Source organism: Bacteroides sp. 3_2_5, assembly GCF_000159855.2.
Taxonomy (GTDB): Bacteria; Bacteroidota; Bacteroidia; order Bacteroidales; family Bacteroidaceae; genus Bacteroides; species Bacteroides fragilis.
On the sequence record NZ_JH636044.1, the window covers coordinates 2,052,677 to 2,074,239 of the forward strand.

Consider the following 21,563-nt stretch of genomic DNA (forward strand, 5'->3'; position numbering starts at 1 on the left):
AACAAAAAAGAAAGCAATATGATACGAAAGATACATTTGGTGGCAGCGGCAACGGCTGCCGTGCTTTGCGCTGCCTGTGACACGCATATAGACGTACCCGATACAGCAGTTCGTCCAGGACATATCCTCTGCGAGGATGGAACAGCCTTGCCTTACGCACAATATGAACAATCGGGGAAAAAAGCGATAGCGGTTGTCTTCGATACCGAAAAACGCGGAGATACGGAGGGGGACGGTTATGCAGTTTACCTGTGGGACATTGCTCCACAGGCATTCGCCGACAGCCTCGGCATCGCACAAGGCACATCGGCTGACATCATGGCTTATGATGGCAATGAGAATACATTCGCACTGTATGATACACAAGAAACCGCTTCGCCAATGGCAGAAGCGGTTTTCGACCTATGGCGGTACGGGCAGAGTGCCTATGTACCGTCCGTGGCAGAGATGCGGCTGCTCTACACCATGCGAAAGATAATCAACCCTGTCATCGAACAATGTGGCGGTGAGCCGTTACCACTGGATGAAAACGACTGTTGGTACTGGACATCCACAGAAGTCGAAAAGCAACAGACAGCCAAGGCATGGCTCTATTCCATGGGGAGCGGCGCAATGCAGGAAACACCTAAAGTACAGGCGCACAAAGTACGCCCTATAATTACCATAAACGAATAAAAGATAGAAAGATATGAAAGATACGGATATATTTTTCAGCATAGCATTGATGATATTGGGAATTGTCCTCATGTATAAGTCCATGAAAGGTAATTCATGCCGACAAATACTGGCAAAACTCGCAGATTCCATAGCATCGGATAAAGAAGATATTAATTTTCAAATTAAAAGGTTCGGCTACCTTTTGGACGAAATGACTGCCGATAATGAAAAAAATTCAATCTTGAAGCGTCATGCCGACAGACTGGAGGAACTTGTCACGCAATTAGACCGCACACGAAACGAGCTTGAAACAAGTAATCTGTCAATGGCGGATATTAACGGAGAGTTGAAAAGAAGTAATGCCGAACTTGTAAAGAGAGCAACCCAATTACGCAATGAGATACAGCAAGACGAGCTTGTCATCCAAAAGATGCAAGAACGCCTTGATTCTCTCAAAAGAATCAAAGTGGGGCTTGAAATAGCCCTGAATAACATTCAGGCAGAAGAAGTACACTATCTCTCGGAACCGGTATTCAGTTTGGGTATTACCCCATCCATCAAAAGCCATCTTGAATCTCATGGAATATTATATATCGGAGACCTGATTCATCTTAACGAGCAATATCTCATGGAAATCTGGGGTATCGGTCCGGTAACACTTGATAAGATAAAAACAAAACTGAACGAGAATGGTGCATGGTTCGGTATGGATGTAATCAGAGTAGGTAATCATTGGTATCGTAGAAAACAAGGACTAATAACAGACTGACTTATGGAAGAAAGTAAGGAATTGCAAGGGTTCTATAAAATATTCCGCACAGTGGTATATGTGTCCGTGCTGCTGGAGTTCTTTGAATATGCCATTGACCCTGCAATGCTCGACCACTGGGGCGGCATACTGACCGACATTCACGGACGCATCAAACAATGGATGATTTACCACGACGGCAATCTTGTGTACAGCAAAATCGCAACGGTACTGCTTATCTGCATCACTTGTGTCGGAACGCGGAACAAGAAGCATCTGGAGTTCAACGCACGCCGGCAGGTGGTGTATCCATTGACGAGTGGGTTATTGCTGCTCGTACTCTCCGTATGGCTGTTCGGCCATACGATGGAAACAAGGCTTTATACCTTACCTCTGAATATCATTCTCTATATGATTGCCTCCATTGCTGGCGTAGTACTGGTACATATCGCATTAGACAACATTTCAAAGTTCATCAAGGAGGGATTGATGAAAGACCGTTTCAACTTCGAGAATGAAAGTTTTGAACAATGTGAAGAAAAAGTCGAGAATGAATACAGCGTAAATATCCCCATGCGATACTACTATAAGGGTAAATTCCGTAAGGGGTGGATTTCTGTAAGCAACTGCTTTCGAGGAACATGGGTAGTTGGAACACCGGGATCGGGTAAGACTTTCAGTATCATAGAGCCGTTTATCCGACAGCATTCGGCCAAAGGTTTCGCCATGGTGGTGTATGACTACAAGTTTCCTACATTGGCGACCAAGCTCTACTACCATTACAAGAAGAACGAGAAACTGGGCAGAGTACCCCAAGGGTGCAAGTTCAACATGATTAATTTTGTGGATGTGGAGTATAGCCGTCGGGTGAATCCAATTCAGGCAAAGTACATCAACAATCTTGCGGCGGCCAGCGAAACGGCGGAAACATTATTGGAAAGCCTACAAAAGGGTAAGAAAGAGGGAGGCGGCGGAAGCGACCAGTTCTTCCAAACCTCGGCGGTAAACTTCCTTGCCGCTTGTATCTACTTCTTCGTGAATTATGAACGTGAACCCTACGATGCCAACGGCAAGCCTCTATATGCGGAAAGACAGCAAGATCCGCAGACCAAATTCTGGAAACCGACAGGTATCGTGCGCGACCGTGAAGGCGGCAATATCGTGGAACCTGCCTACTGGCTGGGAAAGTATTCGGACATGCCACATATTCTGTCATTCTTGAATGAAAGTTATCAGACGATTTTCGAGGTACTGGAAACTGACAATGAGGTTGCTCCGCTGCTTGGTCCATTCCAGACAGCTTTCAAAAATAAGGCAATGGAACAATTGGAGGGTATGATTGGCACGTTACGTGTTTATACCTCGCGTCTGGCAACCAAAGAGAGCTACTGGATATTCCACCGGGATGGCGATGACTTCGACCTGAAGGTGAGTGACCCGAAGAATCCGAGTTACCTGCTGATTGCAAATGACCCGGAAATGGAATCCATCATCGGTGCATTGAACGCTCTTATCCTAAACCGTCTCGTTACCCGTGTGAATACCGGGCAGGGGAAAAATATTCCTGTGAGTATTATAGTGGACGAGTTACCGACACTCTACTTTCACAAAATAGACCGTCTGATAGGTACAGCGCGAAGCAATAAGGTGAGTGTAACGCTCGGCTTTCAGGAACTACCGCAACTGGAAGCCGATTATGGTAAGGTAGGTATGCAAAAGATCATTACGACGGTAGGTAATGTGGTAAGCGGCTCGGCACGTGCCAAAGAAACGCTGGAATGGTTGTCCAATGACATCTTCGGCAAGGTGGTCCAGGTCAAAAAAGGCGTGACTATTGACCGGGACAAAACAAGTATCAATCTCAATGAGAATATGGATAACCTTGTGCCTGCCTCGAAAATCTCGGATATGGCAACCGGATGGATATGCGGTCAGACGGCACGGGACTTTGTGAAGACGAAAACAGGTATGGGCGGTTCAATGAATATTCAAGAATCGGAAGAGTTCAAGACTACAAAGTTCTTCTGCAAAACAGATTTTGATATGGCAGAAATCAAGAAAGAAGAAGCGGCGTATGTGCCGCTGCCGAAGTTCTACACTTTCAAGTCGAGAGAGGAACGGGAGCGCATCCTATATAAAAACTTCGTACAAGTGGGGCAAGATGTGAAAGAGATGATAAAAGACGTTCAAAATAAGCGCAACGCGAAATAAAAATCCGGCTGTCTGACATATAATGTAAATAAAAACAACAAAAACCGTCAGTACAATCGTACTGGCGGTTTACTACTAACTAATCTCTTCTTCTGGTTTATCAGGTGAGCTACCTGCTTAATAATTGGGTGAGTTGCTGATGGCAATTTTTTCGTATTCCTCTTTGTCAGTACCGCATTCAATTGCCCTGTCAATGACATCCCCTAACTCGTTGTAACAAACTTCTTCATTGACACACTCTGCATCTTTGCCTTTCAACAGATATACCTCATAATAGTCCGACCCATTAAGTGCAATAATGACGTATCCGGTGTGTAACAGTCCGTTTACTTTGATACGAAGTGCAGGCAGGTCTTTGAAGATGGTGGCTGCAAACTCTGCGATACCCCATGACATGAGGACGGGCATAGGGGTAAGTCCTATCAACTGCTCTTGAATGGTCTGTGCTATTTGTATTACATACTCTTTTTCCATAACTATGCTATTTTTAAGATGATTATTGTTTTTTTATTCGAACCATTCCGGGTTGTCCTTTTTCAGTTCGGCAACCAATTCTACGTCTGTCAGTCGCAGGTTTGCCATGTCGGTAAAGAAGAAAACCTCGTCATAGATTCTTTCGGCTTCCTTGCTTGCGAAGCCTTCGTTTTCATCGTTGAAACTACCGGGCTGAAGGGCATCAAGCAAGGTAATCGAGCCGATAAGGAGTTCTTCACCCTCGTTGGATTCCACCACACGGCAAGGATAGTTATTGCCGCCAAATTGTACTTCTTGTGTTTTCATACGCTTGTTATTTTAATGGGATATGCTTTCCATTTGTCTTGAGGTATTCCATAAGACACTTTGCTTCTTCATGTGACGCACGATTGCGGTCATCATAGCGACGTGTCTCATCCGGCCATCACAATGATGCACTCCTTAAACAATCTATAGAGGCTCTGTTGCAGTGTGGGGTGCATATCAGGTATAGCGGCTGCAAAACGCTTGGGATTGAAACTAAAACTATTCACTGCCATTTCCCATTCTTTGGCAAGTTTGTACTCTTTGCTTTCTTTGATGTTGTCCATTGTCATGAAATTTTAATGATTTATTTTTCTTCCCTCTGTTCGGTTCTATATTCTGTCTGAACCGCTTGGGATTTACAGATGCTTTACAGGACTGACGAACAAGCTACTTCCAACGCTTTTTTTGGAAAATTACTCTTTCACAGAAAGGAAGAATTTTATAAAAATGCACTTCAAAGCGATGGAATCAAGCGCGGCAGTCCACCTTCGCGTCTGGAAAACCAACCGGCGAGGACAGGAAGGAACCGGAGAAGGAATAAGATGGAAAAGATAAAAAGGAGGAAACTGATAGGTATAAATGAAGACGGGTGGCGGCGGGGTATCGGGAGGTAGCTATAAATGGGATAGAAAAGGCATAATCGCGCGGATGGCGGGTTTGCCCGGCAGACGCGCCGCCCGACAACGGTTTGGAGCAGTTGTCCGTGAACATCTTCACCTTAATCTAATTACAAATTAGGAACGAATAGAGGACAGATTACTCCACCCTCTATTCGTTGGTTACTGATTATGGTTAAGCTGCAATATCTTCCTCTTGTGGCTGTTCTTCGGTCTGCATCCCTACTTCGGATTGCTGTTTGTCAGATTGCTCCGCTTCCTGCTTTGCTTGTTCCTGCACCAAAAGAACGGCTTTTTTCTCTTCGATACGTTGGTGACGCTTCTCATACACTTCATTATGTCCGTTCTTGATGTCTGCCAACAGGTCGGGCATATGTTTTTGTGCGAAGTCAAGCAAGAGGGATGCAATGGCATTGTTGCCGTATGCGTTCTTGAAATTAGCAATTAGAAAATCCCTGCGAATAATCGCTTTCTGCTTGCTCGTGAGGTTGGCAATGATGTTTATCTTTTCTTCATCTGTAAGGTAGGAATAAGGCTTTTTTTCCTCGATACCTACCGCTTCGAAATGCTCTTTGCGGAGGGATGATAGCAAGAAGAAATAAATCATCTTGTCCTCGTCTTGCCCAAACTTGCAATCGGACATATCAACCTCCAAAATCTGTTTTTTTGTGTCCTCTACAGTCTTTTCAAGGGCAATTTCCTTGTTGCGTTTGTCTTGCTTTTCCAACTTCTCTACCGGTGAAAGCGTCTGCTCCTGTTTTGTGTCATTGGTAGTACAGGTAACTTTCGGAACATAACAGAGTACGATGTCCTTGCTCTCAATACGGAAATAAAGGATGATTTCACCTGCTTCACTTCGGGTACGGATTTCTTCGCATTCTTCCGTGTAATCGTTCAAATCCTGTTCGAACTCGCTCTGTGCCTGTTCGTATTCTTCGGTGGTGTCGTACTCATCTTTTCGGGGTGCTTCGGGCTGTTCGGGATATGCCTTTGCATAATAGTTAAGGCTTTCCACTTCGTAACCCATGGCGGTAAGACGTTCTACTACGGCTTCATTGCTGTTGAAACTTTCATAGCAGAGGGATACCTCAGGGCGTTCTTCCATAAGGCGCACGGCTTTCTCCGTGAGATATGCTGCATTCATTTCAGCAAGGCAAGTACGATTGGCGCAATTTCCGCAACCACCCTCGCAAAATAACATCATATTATTTGTATTGTGAGGACACGACAGACAGAGGGTCTTGTCAAATGCGTATCGCTCCAAGTCGGTGGTATATTGCCGTTCGATGTTCCGTGCAACATCAGAGGCTTTCATTCCTCGCCAACTATTGTACTGCACCCCCTCTTTAAGATGCTTGTTGTACACCTCTTTCTGAATATCTTCCCCATAACGGCAAATTTCGCTCGCTACGCTGATTGTGATTTCGTCCTGTTCCAAAAGCTGTGCGATTTCGGGCATTAAGGAAACGAATTTAAGGCGTGTGCGGATATAGCTTTCGTTTTTACCGAACTGCACCGCCAAAGACTGCACATCGTGGCGACCACTATCAATGAGCTTTTGGTAGGCATTTGCTTCCTCTATCGGGGTAACATCCTTGCGCTGGAGGTTTTCAGTTACCGCCATTTCTTCGGCAACTTCGTCTGAAATTTCCATAACGACAGCCGGAATGTCTTCCAATCCTGCCATGAGGGAGGCACGATATCGGCGTTCTCCAAAAACAATCTCAAAGCGGTTGTCTTCTATTGGGCGTACTCCAATAGGCTGTAACACACCCTGCTGACGAATACTCTCGGAAAGTTCTGCAAGGCTCGCTTCGTCAAAATTCTTACGTGGGTTGTAATTGCTCGGCTGCACGTTTGCCAATGCTACCATTGTGATGTTTTTCTCTACTGATTGAATTGCTGTTGCTTCCATAATCATAAAAATTTAATTGGTTTTAATATTTAATTTTTTATTTTCCCTTTGTTCGGTTCTCTTTTCTGCCTGAACCGCTTGGGATTTACAGATGCTTTACAAGGACTGACGAATAAGCGATTTCCGACGCTTTTTCCGGAAAATTACTCTTTCGCAGAAAGGAAGAATTTTATAGGAAATGCACTTCAAAGCGACGGAATCAAGCGCGGCAGTCCACCTTTGCGTCTGGAAAACCAACCGGCGATGGCAGGGATGGACCGGATGAGTGGCATTAAAAGAATATAGAAAAGGAAGAATACGCTGAAAGGCGGATGGTAAAACGGATGGAACTATAAAGGGATGATTAACGATACAACGGGACAAGCGGAAGGACGTAAGACCAGACGGTGTAAAACAGGAATGGAACTTACCAGATAAAAATCCTTTGAGCCATTTCGCTAAATAAATCTGTATCAATTGCCTGTTTTACCAGAAATTTGCATTATTTTTGCAGTAACGAAACAGCCGTTTCGGAAACAGCCGTTTCGGAAATAGCAATAAAAAAGGATAAGGATATGAGATTTTTTGACAGGACAGAAGAAATAGCCTCTCTTCGCAAGATTCGCGAAATGGCCAAAAACAATGCTCAGTTTACAGTGGTAACGGGACGTCGCCGTATCGGTAAGACATCACTCGTGTGGAAGGCATACGAGGACGAACCGATTCTCTATTTCTTTGTTGCCCGGAAAGCCGAAGGCGATTTGTGTGAGGACTACCGGCTTGAAATAGAGAACAAGTTGGGGGTCCCAACCATGGGGCGGGCCGAACACTTCACTGATGTGTTCGAGTACCTGATGAAACTTTCGGCAGAACGTCCCATCACACTCTTTATCGACGAGTTCCAGGAGTTTTTCCGTGTGAACAAATCGGTGTTCAGCGATATGCAGCGCATCTGGGATCTATACAGCCCGAAGTCCCGTATTAACCTGATTGTCTGTGGTTCGATTTATTCCATGATGACAAAGATATTCAAGGATAAGAAAGAGCCGTTGTATAACCGGCAGTCGCGCTTTATGACTGTGCGTCCGTTTACCCCAACTGTTCTGAAAGATATTCTTTCGGAATACAACCCCGGCTACACGACGGAAGATCTGCTGGCCTTGTACGCTTTCACGGGCGGTGTGGCGAAGTATGTACAACTACTCGTGGATGCAGGAGCAACAGCCAAAACGACTATGCTCGACCAGATTATAAAGGCCGACTCCATATTTTTGGGCGAGGGTAAAGCGATTCTTATCGAAGAGTTCGGCAAGGATTACGGAATCTATTTCTCCATACTATCGGCCATTGCACGAGGAAAAACATCCCGTTCGGAAATTGAAAACGTGGTAGGCAAGGAAATCGGCGGTTATCTTACCAAGCTGGAGAAAGAATACGAAATCATATCGAAGAAGCAACCGCTGTTCGAGAAGAGTTCCGCCAAGAATGTCCGGTATGTCATCGAGGATAATTTTTTCACGTTCTGGTTCCGCTTCATCTACAAGTACAGCTATATGCTGGAGATAGAGAACTATGGAAGTGTGAAGATGATTATAGGTCGGGATTATGAAACTTTCAGCGGTCTGATGCTTGAACGTTACTTTAAACGTGTACTGATAGAACGGCAAGTCTATACGCGTATCGGAGGCTGGTGGGACCGCAAGGGTGAGAACGAAATAGACATAGTAGCTGAAAACGAACTGGACGATACGGCGACATTTTTCGAAGTCAAACGCAAGGCCGAAAATATCGACATGGAAAAACTGGAAGCGAAAGCAGCCGCTTTCATGCGTGCAACGGGAGAGTTCAAAGGTTATTCCCTGTCATACAAAGGGTTGTCAATGACTGATATGTAGCAATACATATCGGCATAACGTACTAACAGAAGTCACAGATTTAAAAGAACGGGAAGCGAGGGACATACCCTCACTTACCGTTTTTTTCCAAATACTCCTTCATCGCCTCATTTACAATGTCTCTCAATGACATATTCTTCTCAATAGCAAGGAATTTCATACGCGTATGAACACTCTTGTCGATAACGAAATTGCAATGTACCGCAGGCTCTTTTTCAGTTTTAAGTGGTGTGGCTTCCTTCTTTTGCGGAGATTTCTTCGTGGATGACAGCAATCCGTCCAGTCCGCTTTTCATACTGTCTTTCAATAAATCACTCTTGCCCATATTGTCTTATTTTAATTTCAAAACCTCTTGTGCTAAAGCCATATAATCTTTGGCTCCATTGCAGTTCTTATTGTACTCAAAGACGTTCTTTCCCTTTATAGGAGCTTCGGCCAGTGCCACATTGTCCCGTACAATCGTTTTGAACACTTTGTCACAGAAAGAGTCATTGATAATTTCAGCTACGCTCTTGTTGAGTGTCTTGCGCTTGTCAAACTGGGTAATAACAATGCCACCAATACTCAGGTTCGGGTTCAGGCGTTCCTTGACAATCTCAATTACGCTTGTAATCTTCGCCATTCCGCGCATGGCGAGGAATTGTGCCTGCACCGGAATAATCAGAAAGTCCGCTGTGGTAAGGGCATTGAGTGTCAGCAAGCCCAGTGAAGGTGGACAGTCAATCAGGATGTAGTCAAACTTCCGACTGTCAAGCAATTTCGCAATCAGGCCTTTCAGTATCAACTCACGTCCCGGCTCGTTTATCAGTTCGGATTCTGCCGCCGACAGGTCGAGACAGGACGGCACAACAGCAAGTCCGTTCTCCAGTTCGATAACCGGTAAGGGATATTCACCTCTCATTGCCCCATACACCGTTTGTTCTTCCTCAATGGAGAGACCACACGATTCTGTAAGATTTGCCTGCCCGTCCATGTCGATAGCCAGTACACGCTTTTTCTTCTGTCGCAAAGCAGCGGCAAGATTGATGGTGGTAGTTGTCTTGCCAACCCCACCCTTATGATTCAAAACAGCTATAATTTTTGTCATAATTTGATGTCTTTATATGCGATACAAAGATAATACTATTCTTAGTAAATACTATAATTAGTATATACTATTTTACTAAAAAAGTATTTTAGTATTTACTACTATACTAAAATACTAATAAACTAAATGTAGTAAGTACTACTTTCAGTAATAGCTAACTTACTAACTTCCTACTTTACTATAATTAGTAAATACTACATTTAGTATTTGTTGTTGTTCAATACTATATGCACATCATCAGAACGGCAAGTCTTCCTTGTCCTCTTGCGGCATAGCTACCGGTGGTACAGGTGCATTGCTTGCGGCATCCGTCGGACTCTCTGCTTCTGAAGTTGTACCCTCACGCTTTCCGGTATTGATGAACTCCAATGCGTCTGCCGTAATGGATAGTTGAATCTGACAGTTTTCATCCTTATCCTTCCACAGTGAAGCCGAAAGTGTCCCTTCAATGAGCAGTAACCGTCCTTTGGTAAGATATTCGGATAGTCGAATATGGTTCTCTTTCTTACTCCGTACCCTTACCCAAGTAGTGATGCTGTTTCCATGTGAATAGTCATCTACCGCAATATCAAATGCAATGAATGAACCGTGTGCTCCAGTAATAACCTGGCAATCCTTGCCAATGCGACCAATTGTGTGAACGTATAACATAATAAATTCTTTTTGTGGCAGGTGGTTAATCCTACCGTTACCTTAGTTTATAAATATTCTTTATTTCCCTCTGTTTGGCCTGTTTGCGACCTCCGGGATGATTTTTTCTGCATCCAAAGGCGGCAGGAACAATCTGGCAAGGCTGAAGAGGAAAAATACGCTCACCAGCGGAGAGGAAGATTTTTGCGCTTCACTTGCGGCTGAATGCCGGCATTGACATGACTGGGACTGGCGATTACCTTTGCGGAAAAATTCAATCCACGGCAGGTTGCACGGCAGCAGAAAAGCGATAAATAGAAGTATATAAAAAAGGAATAGAAAACGCTAAAGCAGGGAATAATAAAACAGGAGAACGGACATGCAGGACTAAGATCCAAAGACTACCTTGAAACTGTGAATAGTGATATAGTTATATCATTCCGCAATTTCAAGTCTGTTCGTGTACCCTTTGAAAAATAACTTGACGCACTTTATGTAACGCGCTACACAAAGCGTGTCAGATTTTTCTTGTAGCAGGCTATCAGTCCTTATACAAAGGGATATAGAAAAAAATTATAAAAGTAACCGACAATAGCTAACGTCAAATACCCCTTGCTCCAATGACCTGATTAGACTATTAAGTCCATAATCACTTATATGTTCATGGATACACACGACGGCCATACAGATAATGACCGCTATTAATACAAAGTATCCGGATAGGGATTTACGCAGCAATGGAGCTTTGCGAATATTTTATGGTATTCTACTTATCAATATGATATGTACTATAAATAAAATTTTTAGCTTTCCTTTGAAAGTTCTCGTGAATTTCTATGGCTATTTGAAAGTAACATTTTTAAGTCATTTTTATTGATGCCCATGTATTTACATATTTTAAACTCACTTATGCCGTCTGATAACATTTCTTGAGCTGCTTTTCTATTCCTTTCATACGCTTCCAGTTTGTCAAAAATGGCATCTGTTAGAAAATCTATCCATTCGAAAAAGACCTTTTCCCCTTCTTGAGTACTAAAATCTATTGTACAGGTTTTCGCACACCTCCTATGAAGTATCAGATAATAAATTCCTCCAATCAGATTCGCCATAATAGCTTTAATATTGATTTTCGCCGGTTTAAACAGATTGTCATAAAACGCAATCAAATTTAGATTCATAATATCCCGTGTTTCTGCTGTTCTCTTTGTCGTTTCATTAATAACCGACATTTCATAAAGTAACAACTTTTGCATTACAGTGTTATCAGACAAGTTCCTATAAAGGGTCTTGAATGTTTCCGCAAAAAACTTTTTAGGTCCCAATATGTTCAGGCTGGAAACGTCAATAGTATCATTGATCCAGAAATCATACTGCTTGGCAAGCCTGTCGTAAAGGTTTTCCATTGAGCCGTATCTTCTATAAAACACATTAGCTTCTATGTTTGCAGCTTTCATCAATGCACTCAAATTGACATTACCAAAACCATATTCAGCTACAAGCTTTTCAAGTTCGGATATTACCTCCTTGTCTATTTGTTCATTTGTCCTCCTATTTCGAGCTTTCTTTTCTTTCTGTTTCACTATTATATAGTATGTTATAAAAATAAATCTGCAAAAATCAGTAAAAGGAAATATTTTTATTTTAGCTTTCGATAAACTTCTTCTTTTCTGAATTGACGATAATATCCCAAGGTAGGCTGTAAGTATTTATACAGCTATTCCATTCTCTTTTCATTTGTTTTGATATAGAGCAATTGGGTCTGTTGCAAATATACATTTTTATGCTTTACAAACAATAGACAGAATATAAAAACTACGTTTACCAATAAATTTGCATTTCAATAATAGACGTATTAATTTACTTATTTATTGCTATATTATAGGAAAATCTCCAATTTGAAAAAAGAACACTCACTACACGAAGAAAACTTGCTGCACATCTACATTAAATCCCTGATAGTTTCCGGTTGCGATAAGAGAAGTCAATTTAAATGAGACCCTAATGATTTCATATAAAGAAAACTTCATGTTGGATTATTCATGTGAGAATTATAAGAATGAAGAAGCATTATATATCGAAAAATGAAACTCTATTTTTTCTTTGAAAGAGGATGTATTACGTTTTATATTCACTGTGTAATGACATCTTATTATTTTGTTGAGAAGTGTTCTTTTACAAAGAATTTCGAAAAGGATAATACATCATCAAAATCATAGAACATATTATAAGTTACGGCTACTAAATAATCAGCTTCCACAAAAACAAGACACATAACAGGAGCCTCTGATATAATATCAATAATCGCATAGTCCTGTTTTTTTAATTCTTCTATTTTTGAGGTTATGGGGGCATGACTCTTTATATTAGATAGAATATTGATTTCTATAGAGTAATATTGTATATTTTTCTTTGATTTATTTGGGACTTTAATGAGATAATGCTTACAACAATATCCGATCTTAGCCAACTCTGTCTGTTCGTTCACATTATTACAAAAAGCGTTTAAAATAGGAGAGATTATGTATTTATGAGACGAGACAAATAAAGCAGTATCTTTGGAATTAGTATCCTCATAGACAATATTATTATCCCAACAATAATTGAAATTTTCAAGTACCTTATATGAAAACTTATCAGATATACTATCGCTACAGATTGCAGCAGCATGAAGATATGCACACATACAAAATATAGTACATAGTATATATTTTATGTTACACATAAATCTTATCTCCTTTTTATACTAACTTCTTTATAAAAATTCGCTTTAATATTGGGTGGAGTAGCATATTCAATTTCTATATAAAGTTTTTTATAAAAAACTAATTCAGAAATTGCACTATCCGCATCAACTTGAGTTGACCCCGATAATTCTTTTACTTGATCTTTAAACTCACTAAAACTTCCTATTATTTCAACGCACCCTGCTGCTCCCCATCCAATATGAGTAAGATCTTCAGGACCAGCGTGAATGTAAAAAGTTCCTTTTAGAACTATTGCACCATTATGTTGAGAATATGTATTATGTACCTCATAGGCTTTTTTATATTCTGGTGCAGGCTGCCTATTGAGCTTATGCAAGCCACTATTAACCCATCCAATTGTTTTATAAGAACTAAAATTTGGTGGGTTATAATACGGCATGAAGCGTAATGCTTTCCATGTATATTTTACACTTTGACCTTTATCATCAGTACCTTTGATATAGACATAATATACAGGGACTCCATAGAGCTCTATTTTGCTATTCTTATCCATATCACTGCATGGATAAGATTTTGCATAATAGGTATCCCCAGTTTTTGTACCAGAAATAATAATATCCACATCTCGGAGTTTCATATAAGTAAAGATTTCAATAATAAGACATATAATTTCAGCAACACATGACCCTGATAAATGATTTACAGATGGGCATAACTATGCCCATCTGTAAATTTAAAATTATTCAATACTATTCTTGATGATATTCGCTTTCCCAAATAGCATCTTCCGGATTATCGCCTTTATGACCGGCAAGCTGTATCACGAAGCTTTTTGCCGGGAAATACGGTGTGATGTGGATGTCAAGAAGCACACGGTCTTTCTGATTCGGGTCTTGTTCAATCTTCATAACCTTGAAGCGTTCGATGAGTTTGTTCGGTCCCATTACACTATCGAGGAATTTCACAACCTGACCACGTAAATCTGCTTCCGTGCGAGTAGTCCAATTTTCAAATGCCCGACGGTTCAGGAAGTCAATCAGTACCTTCGTTATATAGTCGAATACACGAACTACGGAGTAGGTCTGCAAGCCAAGATTATCTCCATTAAATAATGTCTTGGCGGAGAAAGCCATAACCTTGCTGTACTCGTTCACCATCGGCACAAGACCCATACGTTCAAGCTCGGAAATCTCGCTCTTGCGAAGGTCGAAGCGTACACTTTCTACTTCATTAAGTCCACCAAATTTCTTTCCGGCTACTACCTGAGACATTAAGGTGTTGTATATTTTTCCGGCAAGTGAAGAAGATGGCGGAATATAAAGATTTTCTTCTTCTCCAACGCTTTCCTCTCTTTGACGACCAAGCAACCAGTTACAGGTCATAATAGTATTCGATTTGAACACATCTCCACTCGTATGATTGGCATTGAAGAATATATCTACTACATCGTCCGGAGTTTCGAGGTCTTGGAAGTCTGTAACAAGAAAAACCTTGTTCTCGTATGCCATTTTAGACCACTTATCCAAAATGGCATTTGAGCCTATATATCCAGGAACGACAAGCAAGGAGTAGTTGCGACGCAGGTCAAGACGGTCAAAATTCTGTTTGAGTTCGTTGCTAATGTGGTCAGCGAAAATGGTATTGTCCAAATCCTGAAGCTGCTCCATGGTCGCATTGACAATGGTGACATTCTTCACCTTATCACTTTCCGTGTTCTTGTAAAAGAACGCAATAGTGCGATATGCGCTTTCAAGTTCCCGTGTCCTGGCAAGAGCATTCTTCAAGTTATGATTAAGAAGGTTCTCGGCGTTTTCTGCGGTTTCTTTGGCCTTGTCCCGCATTTGTTCGGCAGTGTCATTCTCACGTAAGAGTTTGAGCCATACGCTTAAGCGATTAACCAAGGCCTTACGTTCATTTTCCCACTGTTCATCCGTGAGGAAGATGTTGCGACGGGCCTTTCGTGCCGGATTAAGATTGGAATACCCATCTATGATATTTTCAAGAAAAGCGAAGCCACCAAATTCTTTGAGTTTGTCTATTGCCGATGCAGATGACTTTTGCGCCTGTTGTGATACGACTTTCTGTGAGGTTGTCGTACTGGCTGTCTGTTGTTGAGTTTCCTGCTTCATCTTAGTAAAAGATTAAAGTTCTACTTTCTTTTGATTTGCCAGAATCTCCTCGATTGATGATTCAATCACGTCCATAATGGCATTTTTGACTTCCGGATTTTCAAGTGCTTTCTGTAAAGCGCGGTTGGAAGTAAGCTGGCGAGTTATTCTGACACCCTGCTCTTTCTCAATGTCAAGTTTACTCAAGAAATCACTCTTCTCTTTAATCTTCTTGGCTCCGAAGTCTCCAAGTCCGGTGAATGTCATGATTTCCTTGATTTCATTACCTTCCGCATCCACGTGGCATAAGTCAACTGTTGGTTCAAAACGTTGGAACACATCTTCAATGGTTTCCAAACCATACACGCTTTCCGGAGCCGCAGGAGCTTCATCTGTCAGTTTTTGAACTATCAAAGTTCGGTTGGAGGGGATTTCCGCGATGGATTCGTTCGCATCGACTTTTACTTCGTTGCCTCCAATTCCATAATTGTAGATTGCCATAGAATTTACTTTTTAATATCATACTTTTTTTATAGCTCTCTTTTGGTTTTGTGACCGTGCGCAATATATGAATTATTTCTGAAACCATCAAATTTTTAGGAGCATTTTATTGGCATCTAACAAGGAAAAGAGTATATTTGCGAAATAGAATAAAATAAAAGAATAGTATGACTTACCTGAAAATGCCATTACAATTGCAATCGGCTGTTGCCAAGAAATTGCAAAGGTGTTCCTATCAGGAATCGATAGCCCAACACATCATGCTACTGATTCTTTCTCACCATGGGGAAGTTATCGGCCGAGAAGACTTTGGTTCCATGATATGGGACCTTGAGTTCAACCAACTTGTGAAAATCAGCGATTGGGAGGAAGGAGTAAAAAACTCCTTAATAAAAACGATAGAGAAATATGAAAAGAGACTACGGAATGTAGATGTGAACGTTACCCTTTTGGAAATAGAAGAAGAAAATATAGATAAAGTATCTCATATCCGAAGAAAGGCACAAATAACGGTGACCGGAATAATGGATAGAACCAACGAGAAATTCAGTTTTAACACCTCATTATATATAAGCCCTTTATCACAATAATCGAACTATGTCAGACAAGAAACAAATTGCAATAAAGGAACGAATATTAAAGCAGGCTATGGAGTTTTGGGGTGTATCCGATATACGCGATATGGACCCCGTGATAGATTTGCTGCTTGAAGTTTTTGCCCATGAGTCCAACAAGCTGCATCAAGAAATAGATCAGTCCGATTCACGGATACTTCACCGCCTGTCCAGAATACTCATAGGAAACAAATGGTCGCTGCCAAAGCCGGCCCATGCGCTTATGACTATTACCCCCAATCATGGGGAATGTTGCGAACTTGATGCCGAAGATCACTTTTATGCAGAGAAAAACATATTTGGCAAAGGGGATATTCAAGTCTTTATAACCCCTTTGTTTTCCTATAAACTGGTTGATGCAAAAGTCAAAGCAATCGCATACAACGATAGTATAAGGCATTCAACCGATAGCTTTAGCACTCCAACACGCTTCCTTGGCCCTAAAAACCGGATAGCGGATTATTGCGTCTGGGTCGGGCTGGATGTGTCTAAAGAAGTCCTGCAAAACATGGACTCTGTAATGTTTTGTATCAAGCCTTCCGATATGGGGTTACTTCCGTTTATGAATATGGCTTTCTTCTATGACTGCACAGGAAACCGATTGAATGCAAAAACAGGCCTTCATGTTGAAGATCCATATAGTAATGCGCACTACTTTGATGAAATCCGCGATTTTTATAGTGACCTATATTTTAATGTGAGTATAAAAGATGCTTCCAAAGAGAAACATACCTACCGAGAAATGTTTCCCGGTTATGTGGCCGACTGCGAGGTCCCAGATGACTCTGAGAATCTCTTTTGGGTCAAGATAGTCTTTCCGGAAATATTCACGAAAGAAAGTCTTGAAAATCTGGAAGTATATTTGAACACATTTCCGGTTGTAAACAGACAAATCGTTTACAAACAGCATAATTTCCGTTCCACCGGACGAATTATACCCCTGAAATGTCCGGGCCGTACACAATTCTTGAACATACGCTCGTTTCAAGACAACACAGGCCGGGAATATGTAAACCGACTGAACCAGTATGAGGAAAATCCGACAGGTATATTCAGCCTGTATTTTGGCGACCTTGAACGATTTGATTCGGACAGTGCCCGCTCATTAATTTCAAAAGTGTTACAATTAATGAAAGAAGACGGGAGTGCTTTTGCTTCAATGAATCCGGATGCACTTTCGACGCAGCTCAAAGAGTTGTTCAACAAGATAAATGATATAGAGAAAGGATTGGAGGCCACGCTAAAAGGAGATAACAAAATAAAGGCCTTTGTTTTAAGTGTCCCCCAAAAGGATGCGACCAATGCCGAGATAAAATATTGGGTGACTTCCGGATCTTTGGCGAACGGTTTCAATGAACGCACACTGATACAACAATTCAACATAGAAAAATATGACGCTTCAGGCATCATGTTGCGCACTTGTATGCAAGGAGGAACAACGCATGATAGCGAACAGGAACTTATTAATAGTTTAAGGTATGGTCTGTTGTCCCGGGAACGGATTATATCTAAAGAAGACATCAAAAGCTACTTGTTGCACAAGCTGGGAAAACATGTTGAATCAGTCGAAGTCGGTAATGGCGTGACTATATCTCCTGACAGCAAAAAAGGATTAATCAGAGTGACAGAGGTCAAGATAAAGTTTGGACAATTTGATAAAGATGAAATTCCCAATCTGGAAGAATTGGCCCATTATCTTGAAAAAGATTTGACTGAACGCTCTGTATGTAATTCAAACTATAAAATCAAATTCGTATGAATGATAGCAATTATAGCCCAAGTTTGGTGTCTGCCCTTAAGATAGCAAGAGGAATGGCACTTCAAGACAAGCATAACACGTTCGGCGTGTCACATCTTGTCATGGCCATGTTTGCAGAAAACACGGGTCTAAAGGAAATTTTATCCTCGATGCAGAAGGATGTCGGCTACATAATGGAATGGTTTGACACCCACCGCGAAATGTATAGGTCCAGTGGTACTTCCACAGAAGAAGTGGAACCTGATGAAGAACTGTCAAAGGTTTTGGATGAATCCGAACGGTCTAAAATTAAATTAGGAGCGGATTCCATAGACTCCATCTGTGTGTTTACCGCCATATTGCGTGAAGGTGTCGTGTATTCGCATCAGCAGATAGAGATGCTGGATGTTTCGGAAGATGACATATTGTCCCACTACAATGCCCTTACCCCGTTGCATTCTTATCAAGGAGAGGAAATGCAGATAACAGCAAGCGTTCCTTATGCCGACAACCTAAAAAAGCAAGAAACCATCAATGCCGGTGGCTTTGTCGTCGGTAGGGAAAAAGAGGTCCGTACTATTTTAGAATGCCTCGAACGCTCAGAGAACAAGGGCATACTGATTGTCGGTGAATCCGGTATCGGGAAGAGTTCCATCATTAACGCCTTTGTCAAAGATATCTGTGAGAATGAAGACGAGATGTTAAAGCAAATATCTATTGTCGGACTCAATACGGCAAAACTGCTCGCATCAACCTCGTCTGAAACGGAGATAGCACAAAAAGTTGTCAATCTGATGCACAAGCTCAACCAATTGGAACAAGCTGTGCTGGTGATTGATGATTTACAGGTCCTTTTGGAGAACAGCGTATCAGGCAAAGCATCCACACTTATCAACATATTAAGTGCGCAAATCAGCGAGGGAGCCGCAAATCTTGTTCTCACACTCACGAACGATTCTTACCGGAAGAACATCGAAAAGCATCCGATAGAAGGGCGTCTTGATATCATAAAGATTGAAGAACTGGATACGGCTACACTTGAAAGTGCCATACAATTACATAAAAAAAGGATTGAAAACTATTACGAGCTGAGAATTTCAGATGCGTGTATTAAAGATTCAATCGCACTCTCCAAACGATATTTTAAGGAACGCAGCCTGCCATATGCCGCCATCGACCTGCTTGACAGAACCGCTGCTGCCGTCCGGCTATGCAATAAGAATGCACGAGCCAGTGTATCTGATTTGGAAGCGGATTTTGAGGAAATAAAGAGTCTCGACGAAAAAATATCTGAAGGGCCGCTTTACTTACTATACCGTTCTGTATTCAGCAAAATCAGTGTCGTATTGACCACCAAACTGTCAGACAACTATGTATGGGATAAAGAAGATGACATCGCGATAAAAGCAGGACGTTTGTCGGGCATCATCAAAGAATTAAAGGCACTATCCGACCAGTCTATTGAAGAGATACGCTCTTCGGAAATAGAGGCGATTGTAGCGGAGTGCACCAATATACCTATCGGAAAAATACAAGCCCGCGAGAAGGATCGACTTTTGAGCATCGAGAGCAAATTGCAAGAACGGGTCAAAGGACAGAACCGGGCCATTACGACTTTATCAGATGCCATTATAGAATCACGCAGCGGACTGAGTGACCCCAAGAAGCCTATAGGTTCATTCTTCTTCCTTGGCCCTACCGGAACGGGAAAAACAGAACTCACAAAATCACTGGCCGAGTTACTGTTTGATGACGAATCAGCCATGATCAGATTTGACATGTCCGAGTTCAAGGAAGAACATTCGGCTGCATTGCTGTATGGTGCACCTCCGGGATATGTAGGATATGAGGAAGGTGGTTTACTGGTCACTCAAATCAGACAGAAACCTTATTCGGTAGTGTTATTCGATGAGATTGAGAAAGCCCATAGCAGCGTTTATGATGTTTTCCTGCAAATGATGGATGAAGGCAAGATACATGATAAACTGGGCCGGGAAGGAGATTTTTCAAATTCCATAATCATTTTCACCTCCAATATCGGAAGCCAGTGGATTGTGGAACAAATACAATCCGGACATACTCCTGATTCCGGAAAGCTCATCGAGGTTATGGCACAGTATTTCCGACCTGAATTTTTGGGACGTCTCACCGAGGTGGTTCCGTTTGCGCCAATAGATGAAAATGTCGCCAAACAGATATTCAACCTCCATTTTGGAAGATTGCAAGAACAACTGATGAAACAGAAAAACATCCAGTTGAATTTGTCGGATGAAGCATTGCAACATCTGGCAAACAAAGGGTATTCTCCCAAATACGGCGCACGTCCGATAGCAGGAGTCATAAGAACTTATATCAAGAAGTCCGTATCTCGTCTGATTGTCTCTGAGCAAATCAAGTCGGGTGACAACATCGTCATAAACTATCGAAACGGTGAACTGATATGGGAACAATGTTAGCGCAAAAGAAACCCTTGGAAAGCATCCAACGCAGTCAGGCAATAAATTTTGTCGCAGAAATCTTTTATGATGAACTTCAATTTATTCTTGACCGGCGGCTGTTGGACCATACTATGGTTAATTGCCATGGTATGAACAGTCGTGTGAAATCCAGAGATGTATTAAGTGTTTCGGTACAGCATATCGCGGCGACAAATGCCGACAAAGAATATATATTGCTGAATCTGGCAAGAAACAGCATCTATCATCAATTGCCGGAATTACTATTTCATCCATTGGTGCTTAGCACACCGGGCATGAGCAACAAGGAGATAGTTGAAGCCATCCGAGCCAATGAAAAACAGGATAAAGAGCTTATACAATTCTTTGCACCCTTTGATACAGAGTTTTTCAAAGAAAAGGTCCGTATCAATAACCGCCATCTGAATTTCTTTTCAGACCCGGACTCCAAGAAGAACTTCATCAAGATGATTGAAGTTATGGAAAATGTCGAACTATCCATTACTTCCCATCAGAAATATAAGCTGTTCCTATTCCTCTGCAATGCAGAACGGTATAAAGAGAACCTGCCTGCTATCGAGCAACTGCTTCTTATCGTTTTGGGATTGAAGGTGAAACTGCGACTGGAAGTCCATGAGATTGATGAAACGGTTTACCTTTCCGTCGGTTCCGGATGTGTCGGACAGACATTAGGCCTTAATGGTCTAATGATAAGCGAAACCGATGATTTGACGGCGACAATCATCCTTGATACTCCGACAGATGACTATGAGGAGGTAAAAACGCATCTATCCAATGTCCGCCGGATACTTGAATTTTTCATCCTTTCAACAAGAAATATCGAAGTTGATTATCTGGTACGTGGAGAAACGGATTTTATACTCGGAGAAAACCGATTAGGATATAATATGAACTTATGAAA

At 41.7% G+C, this 21,563-nt stretch carries 20 protein-coding genes and 1 pseudogene; 9 read left to right on the forward strand and 12 right to left on the reverse strand.

Annotation, left to right across the window (positions count from 1 at the left end; genetic code table 11):
* Window positions 1-18 precede the first annotated feature (18 nt).
* From BSHG_RS09690 to BSHG_RS09680, 3 genes are read left to right on the forward strand one after another with little or no spacing between them, the layout of a single operon-like run.
* Entirely contained in the window at window positions 19-675 is a 657-nt protein-coding gene (locus BSHG_RS09690; RefSeq protein WP_004310168.1) for a DUF1566 domain-containing protein, read from the forward strand.
* A gap of 13 nt (window positions 676-688) precedes the next feature.
* Window positions 689-1,426, forward strand: a complete 738-nt coding sequence (locus tag BSHG_RS09685; protein WP_004310167.1) for a DNA-directed RNA polymerase subunit alpha C-terminal domain-containing protein — start codon at window positions 689-691, stop codon at window positions 1,424-1,426.
* Between the two features lie 3 nt (window positions 1,427-1,429).
* The gene (locus BSHG_RS09680) at window positions 1,430-3,616 is read left to right on the forward strand and encodes a type IV secretory system conjugative DNA transfer family protein (RefSeq protein WP_004310166.1); all 2,187 of its coding nucleotides are present in this window, start codon (window positions 1,430-1,432) and stop codon (window positions 3,614-3,616) included.
* A gap of 117 nt (window positions 3,617-3,733) precedes the next feature.
* Here BSHG_RS09680 and BSHG_RS09675 read toward each other — a convergent pair whose 3' ends face one another.
* The 4 genes and pseudogenes from BSHG_RS09675 to BSHG_RS09665 form a co-directional block, all read right to left on the reverse strand.
* Window positions 3,734-4,090 (reverse strand): hypothetical protein, encoded by a 357-nt coding sequence (locus BSHG_RS09675; RefSeq protein ID WP_004310165.1) that lies wholly within the window; start codon window positions 4,088-4,090, stop codon window positions 3,734-3,736.
* A 33-nt stretch (window positions 4,091-4,123) separates the two neighbouring features.
* Entirely contained in the window at window positions 4,124-4,396 is a 273-nt protein-coding gene (locus BSHG_RS23260; RefSeq protein WP_004310164.1) for a hypothetical protein, read from the reverse strand.
* A 7-nt stretch (window positions 4,397-4,403) separates the two neighbouring features.
* A pseudogene (locus tag BSHG_RS0220330) lies at window positions 4,404-4,680 on the reverse strand (hypothetical protein).
* A 508-nt stretch (window positions 4,681-5,188) separates the two neighbouring features.
* Entirely contained in the window at window positions 5,189-6,928 is a 1,740-nt protein-coding gene (locus tag BSHG_RS09665) for a ParB/RepB/Spo0J family partition protein (RefSeq protein WP_008659497.1), read from the reverse strand.
* Window positions 6,929-6,976: 48 nt separating this feature from the next.
* Here BSHG_RS09665 and BSHG_RS23480 point away from each other — a divergent pair, with 48 nt between their 5' ends.
* Complete coding sequence (locus BSHG_RS23480) at window positions 6,977-7,213, forward strand: hypothetical protein (protein WP_004310161.1); 237 nt, start codon at window positions 6,977-6,979, stop codon at window positions 7,211-7,213.
* A 269-nt stretch (window positions 7,214-7,482) separates the two neighbouring features.
* The gene (locus BSHG_RS09660) at window positions 7,483-8,802 is read left to right on the forward strand and encodes an ATP-binding protein (protein WP_004322072.1); all 1,320 of its coding nucleotides are present in this window, start codon (window positions 7,483-7,485) and stop codon (window positions 8,800-8,802) included.
* Between the two features lie 70 nt (window positions 8,803-8,872).
* On the opposite strand, the gene BSHG_RS09655 is transcribed toward BSHG_RS09660, so the two are convergent.
* The 8 genes from BSHG_RS09655 to BSHG_RS09620 form a co-directional block, all read right to left on the reverse strand.
* Window positions 8,873-9,127, reverse strand: coding sequence for a hypothetical protein (locus BSHG_RS09655; protein ID WP_004310159.1), 255 nt, complete (start codon window positions 9,125-9,127; stop codon window positions 8,873-8,875).
* A 6-nt stretch (window positions 9,128-9,133) separates the two neighbouring features.
* A complete protein-coding gene (locus BSHG_RS09650) occupies window positions 9,134-9,889 on the reverse strand; it encodes a ParA family protein (protein WP_004310158.1) in 756 nt (251 codons plus the stop codon).
* 237 nt (window positions 9,890-10,126) lie between these two features.
* Window positions 10,127-10,540 (reverse strand): single-stranded DNA-binding protein, encoded by a 414-nt coding sequence (locus tag BSHG_RS09645; RefSeq protein WP_004310157.1) that lies wholly within the window; start codon window positions 10,538-10,540, stop codon window positions 10,127-10,129.
* A gap of 782 nt (window positions 10,541-11,322) precedes the next feature.
* Window positions 11,323-12,099 carry a TetR/AcrR family transcriptional regulator gene (locus BSHG_RS09640; RefSeq protein WP_004310156.1) on the reverse strand — a complete coding sequence of 259 codons (777 nt, stop codon included), beginning with the start codon at window positions 12,097-12,099 and terminating at the stop codon, window positions 11,323-11,325.
* A 569-nt stretch (window positions 12,100-12,668) separates the two neighbouring features.
* A complete protein-coding gene (locus BSHG_RS23710; RefSeq protein WP_004310154.1) occupies window positions 12,669-13,241 on the reverse strand; it encodes a hypothetical protein in 573 nt (190 codons plus the stop codon).
* Window positions 13,242-13,246: 5 nt separating this feature from the next.
* A complete protein-coding gene (locus BSHG_RS09630) occupies window positions 13,247-13,861 on the reverse strand; it encodes a hypothetical protein (protein ID WP_004310153.1) in 615 nt (204 codons plus the stop codon).
* Between the two features lie 112 nt (window positions 13,862-13,973).
* The gene (locus BSHG_RS09625; protein WP_004310152.1) at window positions 13,974-15,353 is read right to left on the reverse strand and encodes a DUF5458 family protein; all 1,380 of its coding nucleotides are present in this window, start codon (window positions 15,351-15,353) and stop codon (window positions 13,974-13,976) included.
* A gap of 12 nt (window positions 15,354-15,365) precedes the next feature.
* Complete coding sequence (locus BSHG_RS09620) at window positions 15,366-15,833, reverse strand: hypothetical protein (RefSeq protein WP_004310151.1); 468 nt, start codon at window positions 15,831-15,833, stop codon at window positions 15,366-15,368.
* 167 nt (window positions 15,834-16,000) lie between these two features.
* On the opposite strand from BSHG_RS09620, the gene BSHG_RS09615 reads away from it, so the two are divergent.
* Genes BSHG_RS09615 through BSHG_RS09600 form a run of 4 tightly spaced genes read left to right on the forward strand, consistent with a single transcriptional unit; the run spans window position 16,001 to window position 21,561 of the window.
* Window positions 16,001-16,423, forward strand: a complete 423-nt coding sequence (locus BSHG_RS09615; RefSeq protein WP_004310150.1) for a GPW/gp25 family protein — start codon at window positions 16,001-16,003, stop codon at window positions 16,421-16,423.
* 7 nt (window positions 16,424-16,430) lie between these two features.
* Window positions 16,431-18,206 carry a type VI secretion system baseplate subunit TssF gene (locus BSHG_RS09610; RefSeq protein ID WP_004310149.1) on the forward strand — a complete coding sequence of 592 codons (1,776 nt, stop codon included), beginning with the start codon at window positions 16,431-16,433 and terminating at the stop codon, window positions 18,204-18,206.
* Window positions 18,203-20,641 (forward strand): AAA family ATPase, encoded by a 2,439-nt coding sequence (locus BSHG_RS09605; protein ID WP_004310148.1) that lies wholly within the window; start codon window positions 18,203-18,205, stop codon window positions 20,639-20,641. Before BSHG_RS09610 ends, BSHG_RS09605 begins: the two co-directional genes overlap by 4 nt.
* Entirely contained in the window at window positions 20,626-21,561 is a 936-nt protein-coding gene (locus BSHG_RS09600) for a hypothetical protein (protein ID WP_005777320.1), read from the forward strand. Before BSHG_RS09605 ends, BSHG_RS09600 begins: the two co-directional genes overlap by 16 nt.
* Window positions 21,562-21,563: the final 2 nt, after the last annotated feature.